The following is an 18,313-nucleotide window of genomic DNA, read 5'->3' on the forward strand; positions in this document are numbered from 1 at the left end:
GATACAAGGGGGAGAGCATTTCTCCGATCCAGGCAGATCGGAAAATGCTCTAGCCCGGCATCGTCTCGCAGCGCTCGACGCCGTCGGGCGGGATCACCCAGTCGGGCCGGTCCCGCTCGAACAACAGCATCGCTGGCTTGAAGAGGCTCGGGTCGTCCAGGCTGCCGGCGTAGATCGTGTGACTGTCGTCCAGTCCATGCTCGCCGCCGAACACCAGGCCGCCGCAGGCCGGACAGGAATTGCGCGTGGCCTCGCCTCCACGCAACGCCGGGCTGCGATACTGTCGCGTCGGCCCGGTGATGGTCAGGGCGGCGGCGGGGAACCCCATGAACGGGATAAAGCCCGATCCCGACGCCTTGCGGCAGTCGGCGCAGCAGCAGACACCCATATAGTCCGGCGCGCGGTCGGCTTGCCAGCGCAAGGCGCCGCAGAGGCATCCGCCTTTGAAGATCTGAGTGGTCATGGGCGGAGTAGGGACCGGCGTCGAACGCGGGTCAATTCCTGGTGGCGGGGGCGGTGTGTAAATCGGAACCCACTTCCGTTCTGGGTCTGGTCCGCTTGGCTGTTTAGGCGCGCAAACCCTTGGGGCGTCTGGGTTTGCGACCCCTCGCTGCTAGAACAATCCCCTTTGTGGGATCGTGGGCAATTGATCGGGAATAGGGCCGAGCCCGGACCCTTCCGTCCGAGTTATCCACAGTCGCTCACAACAAATAGTAGGTGCCGCGACGTTGGCGCCACTAGATGAAGCAGGCGGCTTTGGTAGAGTCTGATCTCGCGTGCGGCACGACGCTCCTCGTCGATTCTGCCCCACCCGGAGAAAGGAGTAACCATGACCAACCGCGCTAATCACACCTTGATCAGCTTGACCCTGCTCTTGATGGCCGCAACCCAGTTGATCGCGACCATCAAGGCTTAGGGCTTTCCAGAGGCTACCCCTGGCGGTTCGATTGGACCCGGCCGCCAGGGACTAGATAAGACCGACAAAGCGGCTAAGTCGAGACCTCTATACGTCGCAGCTGCATTTGGACGGTGGATTGTTTGGCCCGTCGGCTTCGCGCTGGCGGGCCATTTCCTTCCGCGCAGGCTACGCCTGTCATTAGAACAATCCCCTCTGAGGCTCGGCCAGGCCGAGCGGGTCGCCCTTGCCGATCAGCAGCTCGGCCGTGGGCGCTGTGCGTTCGCCGCCGGCGATCTCCGGAATATCGAGCTTGTCCGAGGCCTCTTCGAGCGCATCGAGATCCGCCCGGTCGACCAGCAGCGCGGCTCACCGGTCGAGCTCACGCTCGTCGGCCGCCTCGCAGACTTCATGAAACCGTCATGGGAAGAAAATCGGAACGAAAGTGGGTTCCGTCCTGGTGGCGGGGGGCGGGATCGAACCGCCGACCTGTGGGTTATGAATCCACCGCTCTAACCATCTGAGCTACCCAGCCAGACCAGGAGGCGCGGCTTATAGGCGAAGAGCGGGCCGGATTTCAAGCGTCAGCGCTATTCCGCGACAATCGCGGCCGTAACAGCCCCCAGAGCCTTCACCGCATCCTGCGGCGCCAGCTTCACCTGTAAGCCCCGCTGGCCGCCGTTGATGAACACATAGGGCTCGGCCAGGGCGGCTATTTCCATCACCGTGGGCAGGCGCTTCTTCTGGCCGAAGGGGCTGACGCCGCCGACCTTGTAGCCGGTGATACGCTCGGCGTCGGGGACGGGGGCCATGGCGGCCGACTTGCCCTTCAGGGCGGCGGCCAGCTTCTTCATGCTGACCTCCTGGTCCGAGGGCAGAATGGCGCAGGCGGGCTTGCCGTCCAGCATCACGATCAGGGTCTTGAGCACCCGGCAGGGGTCTTCGCCAAGGGCCTCGGCGGCCTGGAGACCCACGCGCTCTGATCCAGGATCGTAGTCGTACGTATAGAGATCGAAGGCGACTCCGGCCTTGGTCAGTGCGATCGTGGCGGGGGTGCTCTTGGACATGACCTGCCTGATACCCAAGTGGTTAGGGTGTTGGAATACGGATCGGCGATGACGGCTTTTGATCGACGCAGTTTGCTGCAAGGCGCCCTGTCCTTGGGCGCGGCGGGGTTGCTTCCGGGCTGGGCCATGGCCGCCGCGGGGGAGCGCTCGCCGCCCGCCTTGTCGGGTGCGGAGATCAAGCTGACGGTCGGCCACACGATGGCGAAGATCGACGGCAAGGCCGGCCACGCCGTGACCGTCAACGGCGCCATTCCGGGGCCGCTGATCCGGCTGAAGGAAGGCACGAGCGTTCGCCTGTCGGTGACCAACACCCTGGACGAGGACACCTCGATCCACTGGCATGGCCTTTTGGTGCCGTTCCAGATGGACGGCGTGCCGGGCGTCAGCTTCCCCGGCATCAAGCCCGGCGAGACCTTCACCTACGAGTTCCCCGTCCGCCAGTCGGGCACCTACTGGTGGCACAGCCATTCGGGGCTGCAGGAGCAGATGGGCCACTATGGTCCGATGATCATCGACCCGGCGGGCGAGGACCCCGTCGCCTATGACCGCGAGCACGTGGTCGTGCTGTCGGACTGGAGCTTCCTGCATCCGCACGAGCTGTTCCGGAAGCTGAAGGTCAGCCCTGGCCACTTCAACATGCAAAAGCAGACCGTGGGCGGACTGCTCAAGGGCCAGGACCAGTCGCTGAAGGACCGGCTGGAGTGGGGCAAGATGCGGATGGACCCCACCGACATCGCCGACGTGACGGGCTCGGTCTACACCTACCTGATGAACGGCCACGGGCCGGGGGACAACTGGACCGGGCTGTTCGCCCCCGGCGAGCGGGTGCGGCTGCGCTTCATCAACGCCGGGGCCATGACCATCTTCAATGTCCGCATCCCGGGCCTGTCGCTGGAGGTGGTGGGAACCGACGGACAGCTGGTGTCGCCGGTGACCGTGGACGAGTTCCAGATCGCCCCCGCCGAGACCTTCGACGTCATTGTGCGGCCCACCGAAGACAAGGCCTTCACCCTGGTGGCCGAGGCCTCGGACCGCTCGGGCATGGCCCGCGGAACCTTGGCGCCGCGCCTGGGCATGACCGCCGTCGTCCCGCCGCTGCGCCAGCGTCCGTTGGCCAACATGAAGGACATGGGCATGGGCGACATGCACCATGGGATGGACATGCCGGGCATGGACATGTCGATGCGGGCCCAGTCCAATGCGCCGAACGTGCCGCTGACGCCGGGCGTGCAGACCATCTCGCCGATGCCGATGGACCGGATGGCCGAGCCGCCCCAGGGCCTGGAGGACGCGGGTCACCGCGTGCTGACCTATGCGGACTTGGCCAGCCTCTATCCGCCCAAGGATCCCAGGCCGCCGGGCCGGACGATCGAGATCCACCTGACCGGCAACATGGAACGCTTCATGTGGGCGTTCGACGGCGAGGCGTTCGGACCGATCAAGAAGCCCATCGCCTTCCAGCGCGACGAGCGGGCTCGCGTGGTGCTGATCAACGACACCATGATGGCGCACCCGATCCACCTGCACGGCCACTTCTTCGAGCTGGTCAACGGCCAGGAACGCCAGCCGCTGAAGCACACGGTCAATGTCGCGCCGGGCGGCAAGGTCGCCTTCGATCTGACGGCCGACGAGCCCGGCGACTGGGCGTTCCACTGCCACATGCTGCTGCACATGCATGCGGGGATGTTCAACGTCGTCACCGTGCGGCCCCTCGATGGGGAAGAGCATGGAGCCGCCTCGTGATCGTCGACCTGCAGCACGAGCATCATCACCCCGCACCGGCCGCGGCCGTCAGCGCTCCCGCGCCCAAGGCGGCGGATCCTCACGCGGGCCATCGAAAGCCCGCCGCTCAGCCGGCGGCGGACCCCCATGCGGGCCACCACATGCACGGTTCGGCCCCCCAGGCGGCGCCGGCGGCCGCTCCCCACGCGGGCCATCGAACGCCCGCCGCTCAGCCGGCGCCGGATCCCCATGCGGGCCATCACATGCACGGTTCGGCCCCCCAGGCGGCGCCGGCGGCGGATCCCCATGCGGCCCATAAGTCGCCTGGACCTGAACAGGCCGCCCCGAAGGCCGATCCGCACGCCGGCCATCACATGCACCACACAACGCCGGCGTCCTCAGCGGCAACGGCCGCGCCGCCGCCAATCCCGACCGACCACGCCGCCGAGCGCTTCTACAGCCCGGCCGTGATGGCCGCCGCCCGCGCCCAGCTGATGAAGGAGCACGGCGGCGGGAGCGCCTGGATCGTCCGCGCTGACATCGCCGAGCAGCGGTTCCGGAAGGGCGACGACGCCCAGGCCTTCGAGAGCGAGGCCTGGTGGGGCAATGACGCCGGAAAGTGGGTGGTCAAGGCGCGCGGCGAGCGTGTTGATCGGCACGGCTGGGAGAAGGCCGAGCTGGAGGGCCTGAAGGCCTGGCCGATCGGTCCGTATTTCGATCTGCAGGCCGGGGTGCGCTACGATCTTGCGCCCAAGGGCCGCAGCTACGCGACCGTCGGCTTCGAGGGGCTCGCGCCCTATTGGTTCGAGCTGCAGGGCGCGGCCTATGTCTCGGATCGCGGCGATGTGTCGGCCACGGCCGAGGCGTCGTATGACCTGCGTCTGACCCAGAAGCTGATCCTGCAACCGCGACTGGAGGCCGATCTGGCCGAAGCGGGGGCGGGGCGGCTCGAGGGCGGCTTGCGCCTGCGCTACGAGATCAAGCGCGAGTTCGCGCCCTATGTCGGCGTTGTCCGCGAGCGGGCGTTCGGCCCCGCCCGCGAGGCAGGCGAGCGCGCGGGCGCCACGGCGGTGGTGATCGGCGTCAGCGCCTGGCGCTAGGCGCGCTTCCCGTAACGGATAGCTTGCCGCGAGGGTAAACCTGTCCCAACATCTGTTTGACCGGACGCAGAGCCGGCGAACGAGGGAGACAGGCTGGATGTCCGACGCGATCGACTTCGACCGCATGAACACCCTGGGCGACGTGCCGCGCTATCACGCCGAGGCGCGACCCGAGGCGGTGGCTTTCAGCTTCGAGGGGCGCGAGACGACCTTCGCGCAGCTGGATCGGCACGCCAATCAGGTGGCCAACGCGCTTCTGGCGGCGGGCCTGTCGACCGGCGACCGCATCGCCTATGTCGGCAAGAACAGCGACCACTATTTCGAGCTCCTGCTCGGCGCGGCCAAGGCTGGGGTGGTGACGACGCCGATCGGCTGGCGCCTGGCCGCGCCGGAGATCGCCTATATCGTCGCCGACAGCGAGGCCAAGCTGGTCTTTGTCGGTCGCGAGCTGATCGGCCATGTCGACGCGGTCGCCGCCGAGTTGACCCATCGTCCGGTGGTGATCGCCATGGAGCCCGAGGACGCCGGCGACTATCCGACCTTCGAGGCCTGGCGCGACGCGGCCAGCGATGTCGACCCGCACAAGCCGATCCAGACCTCGGACATCGCCATCCAGCTCTACACCTCGGGCACGACGGGGCGGCCCAAGGGCGCGATGCTGACCCATCACAACCTTCTGGGCATGCGGCGCGAGGCGGCCAAGAATCCGTTGGAATGGAACCAGTGGGGGCCCAGCGACGTCAGCCTGGTGGCCATGCCGGTGGCCCATATTGGCGGCACCGGCTGGGGCCTGGTGGGCCTGATCAACGGCGCCAAGGGCGTGGTCTCCCGCGAGTTCGACCCGACCAAGGTCCTGGACTTCATCGAGAAGGACAAAATCTCGAAGATGTTCATGGTGCCCGCCGCGCTGCAGATCGTGGTGCGGCTGCCAAGGGCGCGCGAGGTCGATTATTCGCGCCTGACTCACATCCTCTATGGCGCGGCGCCCATTCCGCTGGATCTGCTGCGCGAGTGCATGGAGGTGTTCGGCTGCGGCTTCGTCCAGCAGTACGGCATGACCGAGACGACGGGCACGGTGGTCTATCTGCCGCCCGAGGACCACGATCCGGCTGGCAACAAGCGCATGCGCGCCGCCGGCCTGCCCATGCCGGGCGTGGAGCTGAAGATCATCGATGAGGCCGGCAAGAGCCTGCCGCCCAATACGGTGGGCGAGGTCGCCGTGCGGTCCAGCGCCAACATGGCCGGCTACTGGAAGCTGGACGAGGCCACGGCCAAGACCATGGACGCCGACGGCTGGCTGCGCACCGGCGACGCGGGCTATCTCGACGAGGACGGCTATCTCTTCATCCACGACCGGGTGAAGGACATGATCATCTCGGGCGGCGAGAACATCTATCCGGCCGAGGTCGAAAGCGCGGTCTATGGCCACCCGCACGTGGCCGAGGTGGCGGTGATCGGCGTGCCCGACGACAAGTGGGGCGAGGCGGTCAAGGCGGTGGTCGCGCCCAAGCCCGGCGTCACGCCCGACGCCGACGATATCATCGCCTTCGCCCGCACCCGCATCGCCCATTTCAAGGCCCCCAAGAGCGTGGACTTCATCCCGGCCCTGCCGCGCAACGCGTCGGGCAAGATCCTGCGGCGGGAGCTGCGGGCGCCGTACTGGGAGGGGCGTGAGCGGCAGGTGAATTAGACTAAATCCTCCCCCTAGTGGGGGAGGTGGCGCGAAGCGCCGGAGGGGGAAGTTGTTTGGCCCGGCCTCTTCCCCCTCCGTCGTCCCTGCGGGCCGACACCTCCCCCGCTGGGGGGAGGATCATTTCACTCTACAAACGCCTCGACGCGCTCCCGGTCCCCCACCAGGAACGCATCCGCCACCAGTGACAGCGGCCGCACGTCCACCTCCGAACGCCCGTCGGCGATCAGGGTCGCGAAGCGGTCGTAGAGGCCGGGATATTCACGATTTTCGCCGACCTCGACGGGCTGGCCGTCGATCGTCAGCTCGGCCCCGCCCAGCGACAGCTTCAGCACGCCGTCATCAGTCCAGGCGGTGATGTCCCAGGTCTGCGGACCGGTCTGCAGGAAGTCGAGATCGGCGGTGATCGGCGCACCATCGAGCGTGGTCATGTCGACATGGCCGGCGATCGGCGCCTGGACGTTCTCGGGAACCTGCAGGCGCGCGCCGGTGACAAACACCTCGGCGGGCATGATCTCGGTCAGGATCGACAGGGCGTTGATGGCCGGATCGAAGACGCCCATGCCGCCGGCCTGCCAGATCCAGGCCTGGCCCGGATGCCAGCGTCGGACGTCCTCGCGCCATTCGATGGACAGCTTCTGGAGCTTGCGTTCCGCCAGCCAGGCCTTGGCTGCGGGCACGCCGGCGGCGAAGCGCGAGTGCCAGCTGGTGAACAGGACGACGCCCTGGTCGCGCGCGACGGCGGCTAGTTCCTGCACCTCGCCGACGGTGACGCCGGGCGGCTTTTCGAGGAACACGTGCTTGCCGGCGCGCAGGGCCGTCAGCGCCGTCTCGCGGCGGACCTGGGGCGGCGTGCACAGCGCCACGGCGTCGATCGCCGGGCCCCGGGCCAGAAGCTCATCGATGTCGTGAAAGACGGGCAGGTCGCCGTGCGCCGGGCGTCCGTGGCTGGCGGCCGCGACCAGGGAAAAGCGCGGGTCCCCGGCGATCGCGGGAAGGTGCTGGTCATGGGCGATCTTGCCCAGACCCACGAGGCCGATCCGGATCACGCTGCTTGTCTCCCCTTCGCCGCGACAGGGCGTCAGCCCTAATTATGCGATCAATGGCGCGAGGCAAACCGACGGACAAAAAAAGGGGAGCGTCGCGGGTGGCGACGCTCCCGAAGACGGGAAGAGGCTGCAGGGAACGGCGGGAAGCAGACAGGCTGGCTCCCGCCAGCTCACTACTTCGCCGCCGGGGAAACCGGCAGGCTCCGAGCCGCCAGGGTGACCTGGGCGGTGGAGGAGATGGCCCGGGACGAAGCGCCCAGGGCGATGTCGTATTGGCCGGCTGCGATCGACCAGCCATGCGCCTTGCTGTCCCAGACGGCCAGCAGGCGCGGATCGACCGTGACGGTCACGCGCTGGCTGGCGCCGGGGGCCAGGGAGACCTTCTGGAAACCGGCCAGGCGCTTGGGCGCTTCCCACCCGCCGGCCTTGGGACCGACATAGACCTGCGGCACGTCCTTGCCGGGACGCTGGCCCACGTTCTTGACGTCGAAGCTGACCGTGACCTTGTCGCCTGAGGCGCTGGCCGTGAGGTTCGAATAGGCGAACTTCGTGTAGGACAGGCCGTGGCCGAAGGCGAACAACGGCTCGATCTTCTTCAGGTCGTACCACTTGTAGCCGACGGCGGCGCCTTCCAGCGTGTAGTCGACGTCGAACATCTCGCCGTCCGGCTTGCCCAGGCCGTCCAGCTTGGGACGCGGCAGTTCGGCGACGCTCTTGGGGAAGGTCACCGGCAGACGCCCCGAGGCGTCGACCTCGCCGGCCAGCACGCGGGCGATGGCCTCGCCGCCGGCGGTGCCGGGGAACCAGGCCTCGACCACGGCCCCGACCTTGTCGAGCCACGGCATGGCGACCGGACCGCCGGTCAGCAGCACCACAACGGTCTTCTTGTTGGCCAAGGCCACCGCGTCGATCGTGGCGTCCTGGTTCTTGGGCAGGCTCAGGGTCTCGACGTCGACCGACTCGGTGGTCCACTGGTCGGCGAAGACCAGGGCCAGGTCGCTGGACGCGGCCAGCTTGGCGGCGCGGGCCGGATCGGTCCCGTCGTCATAGACGACCTTGGCGCCGGGATAGCGGGCGGCGATCGCCTTCAGCGGCGACGAGGGATAGTAGATCACCGGACCCGGCCAGGTCTTGGGCTCCAGGCCCTGCACGGCGCGGCCGCCCACGGGATAGACCTGCGAGGAGCCGCCGCCCGACAGCACGCCGACATCGGCATAGGCGCCGATCACGGCGATGGTCTTGGCGGTCTTGGCCAGCGGCAGGAGGTCGCCGTCGTTCTTCAGGAGGACGATGCCTTCCTCGGCGTCGGCCTGGGTGATCTTGGCGTGGGCGGCCAGGGTTTCGGCCGGCAGGGCCATCGGGGCGCCTTGCAGCGGATGATCGACCACGCCGCTGGCGAACATCGCGCGCAGCACGCGACGGGCCATGTCGTCGATGCGGGCCTGGCTGACCGCGCCTGAGGCCAGATCCGCCTTGAGCGGCGCGGCGAAGAAGGGCTGCTTGTCGAAGGCCTCGCCCGCCGACTCCTGGTCGAGACCGGCGTTGGCGGCCTTGGCCGACGAGTGGGCCGCGCCCCAGTCGGACATGACATAGCCCTTGTAGCCCCAGTCCTTCTTCAGGACCGTGTTGAGCAGCCAGTCGCTCTCGCAGGCATAGACCGAATTGACGCGGTTGTAGGCGCACATCACCGAGTGCGGGTCGGACTGCTCGATGGCGAACTGGAACGCCAGCAGGTCGGACATCCGCGCGGCGGCGTCGTCGATGTTCGAGCTGACCACGAAGCGCCCGGTCTCCTGGGCGTTCAGCGCATAGTGCTTGATGGTCGAGATGATGTTGTTGGACTGGATGCCGCGGATCTGGGCGGCGACCATGACGCCGGCCAGCAGGGGGTCTTCGCCGCCGTACTCGAAGTTACGACCGTTGCGCGGCTCGCGGACCAGGTTCACGCCCCCGGCCAGCTGGACGTTGAAGCCGGAGTCGCGGGCTTCCTTACCGATCATCGCACCGCCCTTGAAGGCCAGCTCCGGGTTCCAGGTGGCGGTGGTGGCCATGCCCGAGGGCAGGGCGGTGCGCTCGCGGAACTCCTTGGCGCTGCCCTGGGTGGCGACGCCGACGCCGGCGTCGGTCTGGAACTGGGCCGGAATGCCCAGGCGCGGCACGCCGGCGACATAGCCTGCCGAGCCCGGCAGGGAGTCGGGGATGCGGGTGTACTTCGGCTTCATGTCGGCGCCGAAATAGCCAAAGATCAGCGTGAACTTCTCATCGTTGGTCATGGCCTTGAGCACGAGGTCCGCGCGCTTGTCGGCGTCCAGGCTCTTGTCCATCCACGGATGCGCAGGGGCGGCGGCCGGCTTTGCGGCGTCCGCCAGGGCGGGGGCGACCGTCAGCGCCGAAGCCGAGGCGCCGATCAGCAGGGCGAGGGAGAGGCCCCGCAAAGTCGTCCAGGTCATGTTTCCTCCGTGGTGTTCTACTTGGGCCCCGCGCGGCCTCGGGCCGTGGCGGGGCGGGTTCAGGTCTTGAGGCCGCCGGGCGTGTCGCTCCGGACGGGACCGGTGGACTCGCGCACCACAAGGCTGTGCTGCGCGAGGAAGGGGGTGTTGGTCTTGCCCGCGCCCTCGTTGGCGTTCCACGCCGCAAAGGTCTGCATCGCGCGCAGGGCCATCTGGTCGAACGGCTGGCGGATGGTGGTGAGGCTGGGCCAGATCACGCCGGCGATCGGGGCGTCGTCGAAGCCCACCACGGACAGGTCGTCGGGAATGCGAAGGCCGCGCCGCTGGGCTTCCATGCAGGTGGCGGCGGCCATGTCGTCATTGGCCGCAAAGATCGCCGTCGGCGGGTTGTCGATGTCCAGCAGCGCCTTGGCCGCCTCGATACCCGTCTTGAAGGTGAACTCGCCCTGCACGATCAGCTCGGGCGCGGGCCGGGGCAGGCCGCGGGCCGCGTAGGCCTCGAAGAAGCCGTTGCGGCGGTGGGTGCTGGCGGCGTGGTCCGGGTGGCCGGCGATGTGGCCGATCCGGGTGTGCCCCAGGGAAAACAGATGCTCGACGACCTCGCGCGCGGCGGCGCGGTCGTCCATGCCGATGGCGGGAAACTGCGGATCGGGCGTGGTGGGCGTGATGAGCACGCAGCGCACGTCCAGCTCGCGCATCAGCTCCTTCATCGGGCCGAAATCGCATTCCGGCGGCAGCAGGATCATTTCGCGGATACCGCCGTCGCGGACGAAGGCCCGGACGCGATCCTGCCAGCCGGGGATGGGTCCTTCCGACAGGTCGACCGACAGGTGACGACCGGTCTCGACGCACGCCAGCAGCAGGGCGTGGTGGACGCGGGTGTGATAGCCGCCTGACGGGTCGCCCATCAGCACGCCGACGGATCCGGAGCCCTGCGAGCGCAGGCTGCGCGCCACCGCGCTGGGCTGATAGCCGAGGTCCTGCATGGCTGCGCGGACGCGATCGCGCGTCTTGGCGCTGACGCTCTCATGATCGTTGAGAACGCGGGAGACGGTCTTGGGCGAGACGCCCGCCCGCTCGGCCACGTCGTTGATCGTCGTCATTGGTCCCCGTACCCGCTCACCGCCCGCATCAAGACGCGCACCCCACCAGCGAACGGCGGCGCCCGCAAGACGGCGACGGCTTCAAGCCATAGTTCATGTTGTCTGATCTGTCATGTCATCAGGACAAAAATAGGTCAAAAATGACTATGAGTGGGACAAATTGCAGGACATTTATGGGGGCGCCAAGGGCGCTGGGTTGGCTCGGCAGAGCGTCGCGGGCGCAGTTGGACGGGGTGCGCTGATCCGTCGTTTCCGGCCATTTTGCGTCTACTAGCGTCATATAAAAAGTTCAATAAAAACAGCGTTTAATCTGGGCCACCCTCTATTAGTGGTAGCGTTATCATCGCTTGCAGGGAAGGTCGTTGTGGATCGATAGCGCGTCAGAAGGTGTCGCTGCCGCAAAATGACAACGTTGACATTCTTGTTGACTTGGTAGGGACATTTCCAGATTGTGACGGTGTTCGGTGAAGGCGCGGGGCTGGAATCGGACGTCCGGGCGCCGGGGCCGCCGAGGGACTTGGACAGTCGCGAGACACGCGCCTGGGCAAGCCAGCAAAGCCTCGCCGGGTCTCGTCAGCCGCCAACAGAGCGGCGGCCCGAGGCGCGGTCGAGCGGCCAACAAGAACGAACACTTTGGGGAGCGAGCAATTGTCACAGGAAGCAAGGAAATCCGTGCTCAAGCGCGGACTGACGCTGGCGCTGGTCGCCGGCGCGTCGCAACTGGCCCTGACCAGCGGGGCCTTCGCCCAGCAGGCGGCCGGCGACACGCAAGTCGAGGAGATCGTCGTCACCGGCGTCCGCGGCTCGCAACTGAAATCGGTTGATCTGAAGCGCAAGGAAGCCGCGATCGTCGATGCGATCTCGGCCGAAGACATCGGCAAGCTGCCGGACGTCACCATCGCCGACTCGCTGCAGCGCATCTCGGGCGTGCAGATCCAGCGCAACGCGGGTGAAGGCGCCACCGTCAACATCCGCGGTCTGGCCCAGGTCATCACCCTGCTGAACGGCGAACAGTATCTCAGCGCCGGCAACATGGGCTCGGCCCAGCCGAACCTGCTGGACGTGCCCTCGCAGCTGATGAACCAGGTGCTGGTCTACAAGTCGACCAACCCGCGCAACGCCCTGTCGGGCATCTCGGGCACGCTCGATCTGAAGACCCGTCGTCCGTTCGACTTCAAGAACGGCTTCACGGTCACCGGCGCTGCGGAAGCCCAGCGCGGCGAGCGCACCAAGGAAGACGATTACCTGCTGAACGGCGTCCTGAACTGGCGCAATGACCGCGTCGGCCTGATGCTGTCGGCCGCCGCCAGCAAGGCCAACCTGGGCAACAACTCGTCGGGCGTCGTCGGCCTGTCGGGCAACAACGACTGGGGTGGTTCGGCCGCGACGAACTTCGTCTCGCCGCACGGTTTCGAGAGCTTCAACCGCGTGGTCGAGCGCGAGCGTCTGGGCGTCAACGCGTCGTTCCAGGCTGACCTGGGCGAGGGCTTCACCCTGATCGCCGAAGGCTTCTACGCCAAGCTCGACGAGTACAACCGCGGCGCGGGCATCAACATCTCCAACCGCTGGGACGGCGGCGCGTTCGGCAACTGGACCAAGCCGACGGTCTCGCAGGCCACGGGCGTCAACAGCCCGGCCAACGGCCGTCCGTGGGTCGCCGTCGACGAGTATGACATCGACGCCTGGTGGGTGAACTCGTTCTCGGTCAACCGCACCACCAAGTCGGAATCCAAGAACTACAACCTCGAACTGAAGTACGACAACGGCGGTCCGTTCACCTCGGAAGTCCGCGCCATCCGCGCCAGCGGCGATCGTCTCAGCATGAACGGCCAGGCCCAGGGCGACCTGTCGAACTGGCAGTATGGGCCGAACCGCTTCACGCTGTTCCGTGACGCCAACGACCGCACGCGCGGCCCGTTCTATCCGAAGGCGATCTGCGACCAGTATCCGTCGGCCCAGCGCAGCAACGCCGTCGTCGGCAGCGCCGGCGGCTGCTACCTGAACCCGAACCCGCAGGGCTACGGCCAGAACCCGCAGCTGCACTACAACATCAGCGGCGATCACCCGGTGTGGAGCGGCTTCGACCGTCCGATCACCGGCGGTCTGGGCGCGGGCAAGTCGCTCAAGGACTACATGGCCAACAAGGACAGCTACGCGATCGGCGCGTTCTCGTCCGAAGGCAATAACGAAGTCAGCTCGGACATGAACGTGTTCCGCGCCGAGGGGCACTACCGTTTCGACGACAAGTTCCTGGGCTTCATCACCAAGATCGACGCCGGCGTTCGCCAGAGCGACCGTTCGGTCAGCGTCGAGCAGTTCCACCTGTTCTCGGGCTTCTACGGCGGCGTCCCCGGCGCCGTGCAGGCCAACGGTACGGCCGTTCCGGCCGGCGGCTGCGAGGCCCAGTGGAAGGCCATCGACGTCGTCATGAGCCAGAACCAGTGCCAGGCCGGCGAGTTCGTGCCCGATCCGATCACCGGCCAGCCGGTGTTCCAGGGCTACACGGTCAACCGTCCGACCAAGCTCTCGACCTACAACAACGTGCTGTGGGTTGACGATCTGGGCGGCGTGACCTCGGGCATCCCGGGCTTCTGGGCCATCGATCCGCATGACTTCGACGACGCGGAAGCCTTCCACAAGAAGGTCTTCGGCGGCGCCATCCGCGTCACCGTCCCGGGCCAGACCTACGACGTGACGATGAAGGAGCAGAGCGCCTACGGCGCGGCCAACTTCGAGATCGGCAACCTGCACGGCGACTTTGGCCTGCGCGTGATCCAGACCGAACTGAACGTGAAGCAGAACCTCACGGGCGACACCCGCAACTACGGCGACACCAACGCCGACGCGGGCGACTCGGTCAGCAAGCGCAAGTACACCGACTGGCTGCCGTCGCTGAACGCGGTCTACGACTTCAACGACAACTGGAAGTTCCGCTTCGCCTACGCCAAGACCATGCAACCGCTGGATCTGGGCAACTATGGCGGCGGTCTGTCGATCTTCACGGCCGACTGCGGCGCGGCCCTGCCGAACGTCCGCTGCGTCACCGGCGCCAGCGCCTCGGGCAACCCGAACCTGGATCCGTGGCGGGCCTCGAACTTCGACGGCGCCATCGAGTACTACTTCGGTCGCGCCTCGATGCTGAACGTCTCGGCCTTCCAGCTGAAGATCGACAGCTTCGTGACCGGCGGCACCACCACGGGCCGCTTCCCCGACCAGGACGGCGTCATCCGTCGCACCGTCAATGTCAGCCTGCCCGTCCAGGGCGACGGCGGCTCGGTGAAGGGTCTGGAAGTCGGCGCCAAGGTCGCCTTCAGCGACATCCTGCCCGACATGGGCGTGATCTCGAACTTCGGTGTGGACACCAACTACACCTACTCGCCCAGCCACGAGAGCCGTCTGGACCTCGCCGGCGACGAGATCCCGTTCTTCGACAACTCCAAGCACCAGTTCAACCTGGTGGGCTGGTACCAGGACGACAAGCTGCAGGCCCGCGTGGCCTACAACTACCGCACCGACCGTCTGTCGGGCACGATGGGCGGCGGCGGCAACGCGGTCATCCCGGTCATGCAGAAGGCCACCGGCTATGTCGACGTGAACGTCAGCTACAACGTTCGCGACAACGTCACCGTCTACTTCAACGGGTCGAACGTCACCGGCGAGATCGAGGACTACTACCTCCGCTTCGCCAAGGGCCAGACCCAGTACGCCAACCAGAACGAGTTCGAGCCCCGCTACACGCTGGGCGTCCGGGCGCGCTGGTAAAGCATCCCTCTCACCTCCTGCGGCCGCCGTGGTTCTCCACGGCGGCCAATTTTTTAGGGAGACGGCGCCTGTCCGGTGCGGGCGGCAACCGTTAGAGCCTCGCGCGTCAAAACGGAACCGTTTCGACGCGATAACGAGGCTCTAAATCAAACACTTAGAGCGTGACTTGCGCCGAAACCGGTTCCCACTTTCGGCGTCACGCTCTAGCCTGAAGACAAGCCGGACACAGAGCCGGAACCGGGAGCGACCATGCAGGACCATCGTATCCGCAAGCTGGTGATCGTCGGCGGGGGCACGGCCGGCTGGATGGCGGCTGCGGCCCTGCGGCGGCATTTCCACGGCGGTCCGCTGGAGATCGCGCTGGTCGAGTCCGAGGAGATCGGCACGGTCGGCGTCGGCGAGGCGACCATCCCCACCATTCGCGGCTTCTACCAGCAGTTGGGCCTGTCCGACATCGAGGTGATGCGGGCCACGCAAGCGACCTGCAAGCTGGGCATCCGTTTCAACGGCTGGCTGCGCGAGGGCCAGTCCTTCATCCACCCCTTCGGACACTTCGGCCAGGACCTGCGGGGCGTTCCGTTCCACCACTATTGGCGCAAGCTCGCCCAGGCGGGCGAGCCCACCGACATCGCCGACTATTCGCTGGGCGCGTCCCTAGCCGCCGCCGGCAAGTTCATGGCCCCGCCGCGCAACCCGACCTCGACCCTGTCGATCTTTGACTGGGCGCTGCATTTCGACGCCGGTCTCTTCGCCCAGCTGATGCGTCGGGTGGCTGAGGACAACGGCGTTCGCCGGATCGAGGGCAAGATCACCAAGGTCAACCTCCGCCCCGAGGACGGCTTCGTCGCCTCGCTGGACCTGGAGAGCGGCGAGAGCGTCGAGGGCGACCTCTTCATCGACTGCTCAGGGTTCCGGGGCCTCTTGATCGAGGAAGCCCTGCACACCGGCTACGAGTCGTGGAGCGACCTTTTGTTCTGTGACCGCGCCTGGGCCGTCCAGAGCGAGGGCCTCGACAACCCGCCTCCCTATACCGAGGTCACCGCCCACAGCGCCGGCTGGCGCTGGCGTATCCCGCTGCAGCACCGCTACGGCAACGGCTATGTCTTCTCCTCGCGCCATATCGGCGACGAGGACGCCCTGGCCGAGCTGAAGGCCGCCGTGCCCGATCCGTTGCTGCATGAGCCCCGCCTGATCCGCTTCAACCCCGGTCGTCGCAAGCAGGTCTGGAACAGGAACGTCATCGCGCTGGGCCTGGCGTCCGGCTTCCTCGAGCCGCTGGAGAGCACCTCGATCGCCCTGATCGAGACGGGCATCGAGAAGATCAAGGCGCTGTTCCCCGACCGCGACGTCGCGCCCGAGCTGGCGGACGAGTTCAACGACTGGTCCCGCCGCGAGATGGAGCGCGTGCGCGACTTCGTCATCCTGCACTACTGGGCCAACAAAAGAGGCGACACCGCCTTCTGGCGCGACTGCAACGCCGTGACCTTGCCCGACACGCTCCAGCGCAAGATCGACCTCTTTTTGGGGCGCGGCCATTTTGTGCGCTATCGCTGGGAGATGTTCGCCCCGCCCAGCTGGATGGCGATCTATGCGGGCTTTGAGATGCTGCCGCAGGGCGTTGATCCCAGCCTGGACGGCGTCGATGCCAAGGCGCTGAGCGCCCCCTTGTCGGAAATGCGCAAGGCCGTGCGCGAGGTCGTCGCCTCGGCCCCGCCGCATCAGGCGTTCCTGGATCAGTATTGTCGGCCCGCGCCGGCCTCGGCCCCCAGCGCGGCGGAGTAGGACACCCCCATGACCACCACCCACCCCAACGCGCTTCGCAAGATCGTCATCGTCGGCGGCGGCTCGGCCGGCTGGATCTCGGCGGCGATGCTCAGCCACTACTTCCAGAACGGCGGCTGCGCGGTCGAGCTGGTCGAGTCCGAGGAGATCGGCACGATCGGGGTCGGGGAGTCGACCATCCCGCCGTTCCTGCAGCTGCTGGCCAGCCTGGGCGTCGACGAGCGCGAGTTCATCCAGGCCACCCAGGCCAGCTTCAAGCTGGGCATCCGCTTCGAGGACTGGAAGCAGAAGGGCCAGCGCTACTACCACCCCTTCGGCGCCATCGGCGGCCCGATCGGCCCGCACGAGTTCTATCAGTGCTGGCTGCGCGCCAAGGCCAACGGCCACCCCTCCAACCTGCAGGACTTCGCGCCCGGCACGGTGATGGCCGACCAGTGGAAGTTCATCCCGCCCATCAAGGCTCAGCGCACCCTGATCGCCGGGGCCAGCTACGCCCTGCACGTCGACGCGCGCCTGGTGGCCAGGTTCCTGCGCGACTACGCCGAGGCGCGGGGCGTCAAGCGCACCGAGGGCATCGTCACCGACGTGGTCACCCACCCCGACGGCTCGGTCGCCAAGGTGGTCATGAAGGACGGCCGCGAGGTCGAGGGCGATCTCTTCATCGACTGCACCGGCTTCCGGTCGCTGCTGATCGGCAAGACCCTGGACACGCCGTTCAACGACTGGTCGGACATGCTGCTGTGCGACCGCGCCGTGGTCGTGCAGACCGAAAATGTCGGCGCGCCGCACCCCTACACCGTCTCCAAGGCCGAGGACGCCGGCTGGCGCTGGCGTATCCCGCTGCAGCACCGGGCCGGCAACGGCTATGTGTTCAGCTCCCGCCACCTGAGCGACGACGAGGCCCGCGCCACCCTCGTGAAGAACGTCGAGGGCCAGATGCTGATGAACCCCATGTTCATCGCCTTCAAGACGGGCATGCGCCAGCGCCTGTGGGACAAGAACGTCGTCGCCGTGGGCCTGGCCGGCGGCTTCATCGAGCCACTGGAATCGACGGCGCTGCACCTCATTTATCGCGGCATGGACTTCCTGCTGCGGTTCATGCCCGACCGCGACTTCGACCCGGCCCTGGCGGGCGAGTACAACCGCCGCATGACCGCCGACTACGAGGAGATCCGCGACTTCATCGTGCTGCACTACTGCACGACCCAGCGCGACGACACCCCGTTCTGGCGCGACGTCCGCAACGCCCCGATCCCTGACAGCCTGAAAGAGCGCATGGCCCTGTTCCAGGCCCAGGGCGTGCTGCGCGAGGGCGTCGACGACATGTTCCGCAACCCGTCCTGGCAGTCGGTGATGGAAGGCATGGGCGTGCGCCCGCGCCGCTACCAGCAACTGGTCGACACCGTGCCCTACGCGGTCATCACCCAGACCCTGGACCAGTCCGCCCCGATCCTGGCGGCCCAGGTCGCGGGGCTGCCGAGCCACGGCGAGTTCCTGGAAAAGCACTGCCCGGCGCCGAAGCCGCAGGCGGTGGTCGCGCCGTTTGGGGCGGTGGCGTAGGTAGGGGGCGGCGCGCGTTGATGACGTTGACGCCTGCGGCCAACTGTCGCCGGTCGATGGCCGTTAAGTGTTGACCAACTTGGGCTGGTCTATCTGTCAACCGCTTCGTTCGGTCGTATCTGGCCGGTGCAGG

At 67.2% G+C, this 18,313-nt stretch carries 11 protein-coding genes, 1 tRNA gene and 1 pseudogene; 7 read left to right on the forward strand and 6 right to left on the reverse strand.

The window, feature by feature from the left end; all coding sequences use genetic code 11:
* Positions 1-49: 49 nt before the first annotated feature.
* From J2X45_RS17630 to ybaK, 3 genes are all read right to left on the reverse strand, one after another.
* Positions 50-463, reverse strand: coding sequence for a GFA family protein (locus tag J2X45_RS17630; RefSeq protein WP_310217429.1), 414 nt, complete (start codon positions 461-463; stop codon positions 50-52).
* An 890-nt stretch (positions 464-1,353) separates the two neighbouring features.
* Positions 1,354-1,430 (reverse strand) — tRNA-Met (locus tag J2X45_RS17635).
* Positions 1,431-1,485: 55 nt separating this feature from the next.
* Positions 1,486-1,962, reverse strand: coding sequence for a Cys-tRNA(Pro) deacylase (ybaK, locus tag J2X45_RS17640; protein WP_310217432.1), 477 nt, complete (start codon positions 1,960-1,962; stop codon positions 1,486-1,488).
* 48 nt (positions 1,963-2,010) lie between these two features.
* Here ybaK and J2X45_RS17645 point away from each other — a divergent pair, with 48 nt between their 5' ends.
* The 4 genes and pseudogenes from J2X45_RS17645 to J2X45_RS20375 form a co-directional block, all read left to right on the forward strand.
* Positions 2,011-3,705, forward strand: coding sequence for a copper resistance system multicopper oxidase (locus tag J2X45_RS17645; protein WP_310217434.1), 1,695 nt, complete (start codon positions 2,011-2,013; stop codon positions 3,703-3,705).
* The gene (locus J2X45_RS17650) at positions 3,702-4,784 is read left to right on the forward strand and encodes a copper resistance protein B (protein WP_310217438.1); all 1,083 of its coding nucleotides are present in this window, start codon (positions 3,702-3,704) and stop codon (positions 4,782-4,784) included. Before J2X45_RS17645 ends, J2X45_RS17650 begins: the two co-directional genes overlap by 4 nt.
* Before the next feature lie 97 nt (positions 4,785-4,881).
* Positions 4,882-6,474, forward strand: coding sequence for a fatty acid--CoA ligase (locus J2X45_RS17655; RefSeq protein ID WP_310217442.1), 1,593 nt, complete (start codon positions 4,882-4,884; stop codon positions 6,472-6,474).
* A 5-nt stretch (positions 6,475-6,479) separates the two neighbouring features.
* A pseudogene (locus tag J2X45_RS20375) lies at positions 6,480-6,613 on the forward strand (hypothetical protein); the annotation flags it as partial.
* Here J2X45_RS20375 and J2X45_RS17665 read toward each other — a convergent pair.
* From J2X45_RS17665 to J2X45_RS17675, 3 genes are all read right to left on the reverse strand, one after another.
* Positions 6,600-7,523: a Gfo/Idh/MocA family oxidoreductase gene (locus J2X45_RS17665; RefSeq protein ID WP_310217445.1), complete on the reverse strand. Its 924-nt coding sequence runs from the start codon at positions 7,521-7,523 to the stop codon at positions 6,600-6,602. The pseudogene J2X45_RS20375 and the gene J2X45_RS17665 overlap by 14 nt on opposite strands.
* Before the next feature lie 173 nt (positions 7,524-7,696).
* Positions 7,697-9,973 carry a beta-glucosidase gene (locus J2X45_RS17670; RefSeq protein WP_310217447.1) on the reverse strand — a complete coding sequence of 759 codons (2,277 nt, stop codon included), beginning with the start codon at positions 9,971-9,973 and terminating at the stop codon, positions 7,697-7,699.
* Positions 9,974-10,032: 59 nt separating this feature from the next.
* The gene (locus J2X45_RS17675; protein ID WP_310217449.1) at positions 10,033-11,076 is read right to left on the reverse strand and encodes a LacI family DNA-binding transcriptional regulator; all 1,044 of its coding nucleotides are present in this window, start codon (positions 11,074-11,076) and stop codon (positions 10,033-10,035) included.
* Between the two features lie 648 nt (positions 11,077-11,724).
* On the opposite strand from J2X45_RS17675, the gene J2X45_RS17680 reads away from it, so the two are divergent.
* The 3 genes from J2X45_RS17680 (at position 11,725) to J2X45_RS17690 (ending at position 18,180) form a co-directional block, all read left to right on the forward strand.
* Complete coding sequence (locus tag J2X45_RS17680; RefSeq protein ID WP_310217450.1) at positions 11,725-14,838, forward strand: TonB-dependent receptor; 3,114 nt, start codon at positions 11,725-11,727, stop codon at positions 14,836-14,838.
* A 249-nt stretch (positions 14,839-15,087) separates the two neighbouring features.
* The gene (locus J2X45_RS17685) at positions 15,088-16,620 is read left to right on the forward strand and encodes a tryptophan 7-halogenase (RefSeq protein WP_310217453.1); all 1,533 of its coding nucleotides are present in this window, start codon (positions 15,088-15,090) and stop codon (positions 16,618-16,620) included.
* 9 nt (positions 16,621-16,629) lie between these two features.
* Positions 16,630-18,180, forward strand: coding sequence for a tryptophan 7-halogenase (locus J2X45_RS17690; protein ID WP_310217456.1), 1,551 nt, complete (start codon positions 16,630-16,632; stop codon positions 18,178-18,180).
* The last annotated feature ends 133 nt before the right edge of the window (positions 18,181-18,313 follow it).

It is taken from the genome of Caulobacter sp. BE264, from assembly GCF_031457805.1.
Taxonomy (GTDB): Bacteria; Pseudomonadota; Alphaproteobacteria; order Caulobacterales; family Caulobacteraceae; genus Caulobacter.

Excerpts from the sequence above, each read along its gene's own strand:
- J2X45_RS17645 (WP_310217434.1), top strand. The coding sequence starts at position 2,011 with ATGACGGCTTTTGATCGACGCAGTTTGCTGCAAGGCGCCCTGTCCTTG.
- J2X45_RS17690 (WP_310217456.1), top strand. The coding sequence starts at position 16,630 with ATGACCACCACCCACCCCAACGCGCTTCGCAAGATCGTCATCGTCGGC.
- J2X45_RS17630 (WP_310217429.1), bottom strand. The coding sequence starts at position 463 with ATGACCACTCAGATCTTCAAAGGCGGATGCCTCTGCGGCGCCTTGCGC.
- J2X45_RS17670 (WP_310217447.1), bottom strand. The coding sequence starts at position 9,973 with ATGACCTGGACGACTTTGCGGGGCCTCTCCCTCGCCCTGCTGATCGGC.
- J2X45_RS17685 (WP_310217453.1), top strand. The coding sequence starts at position 15,088 with ATGCAGGACCATCGTATCCGCAAGCTGGTGATCGTCGGCGGGGGCACG.
- J2X45_RS17675 (WP_310217449.1), bottom strand. The coding sequence starts at position 11,076 with ATGACGACGATCAACGACGTGGCCGAGCGGGCGGGCGTCTCGCCCAAG.
- ybaK (WP_310217432.1), bottom strand. The coding sequence starts at position 1,962 with ATGTCCAAGAGCACCCCCGCCACGATCGCACTGACCAAGGCCGGAGTC.
- J2X45_RS17655 (WP_310217442.1), top strand. The coding sequence starts at position 4,882 with ATGTCCGACGCGATCGACTTCGACCGCATGAACACCCTGGGCGACGTG.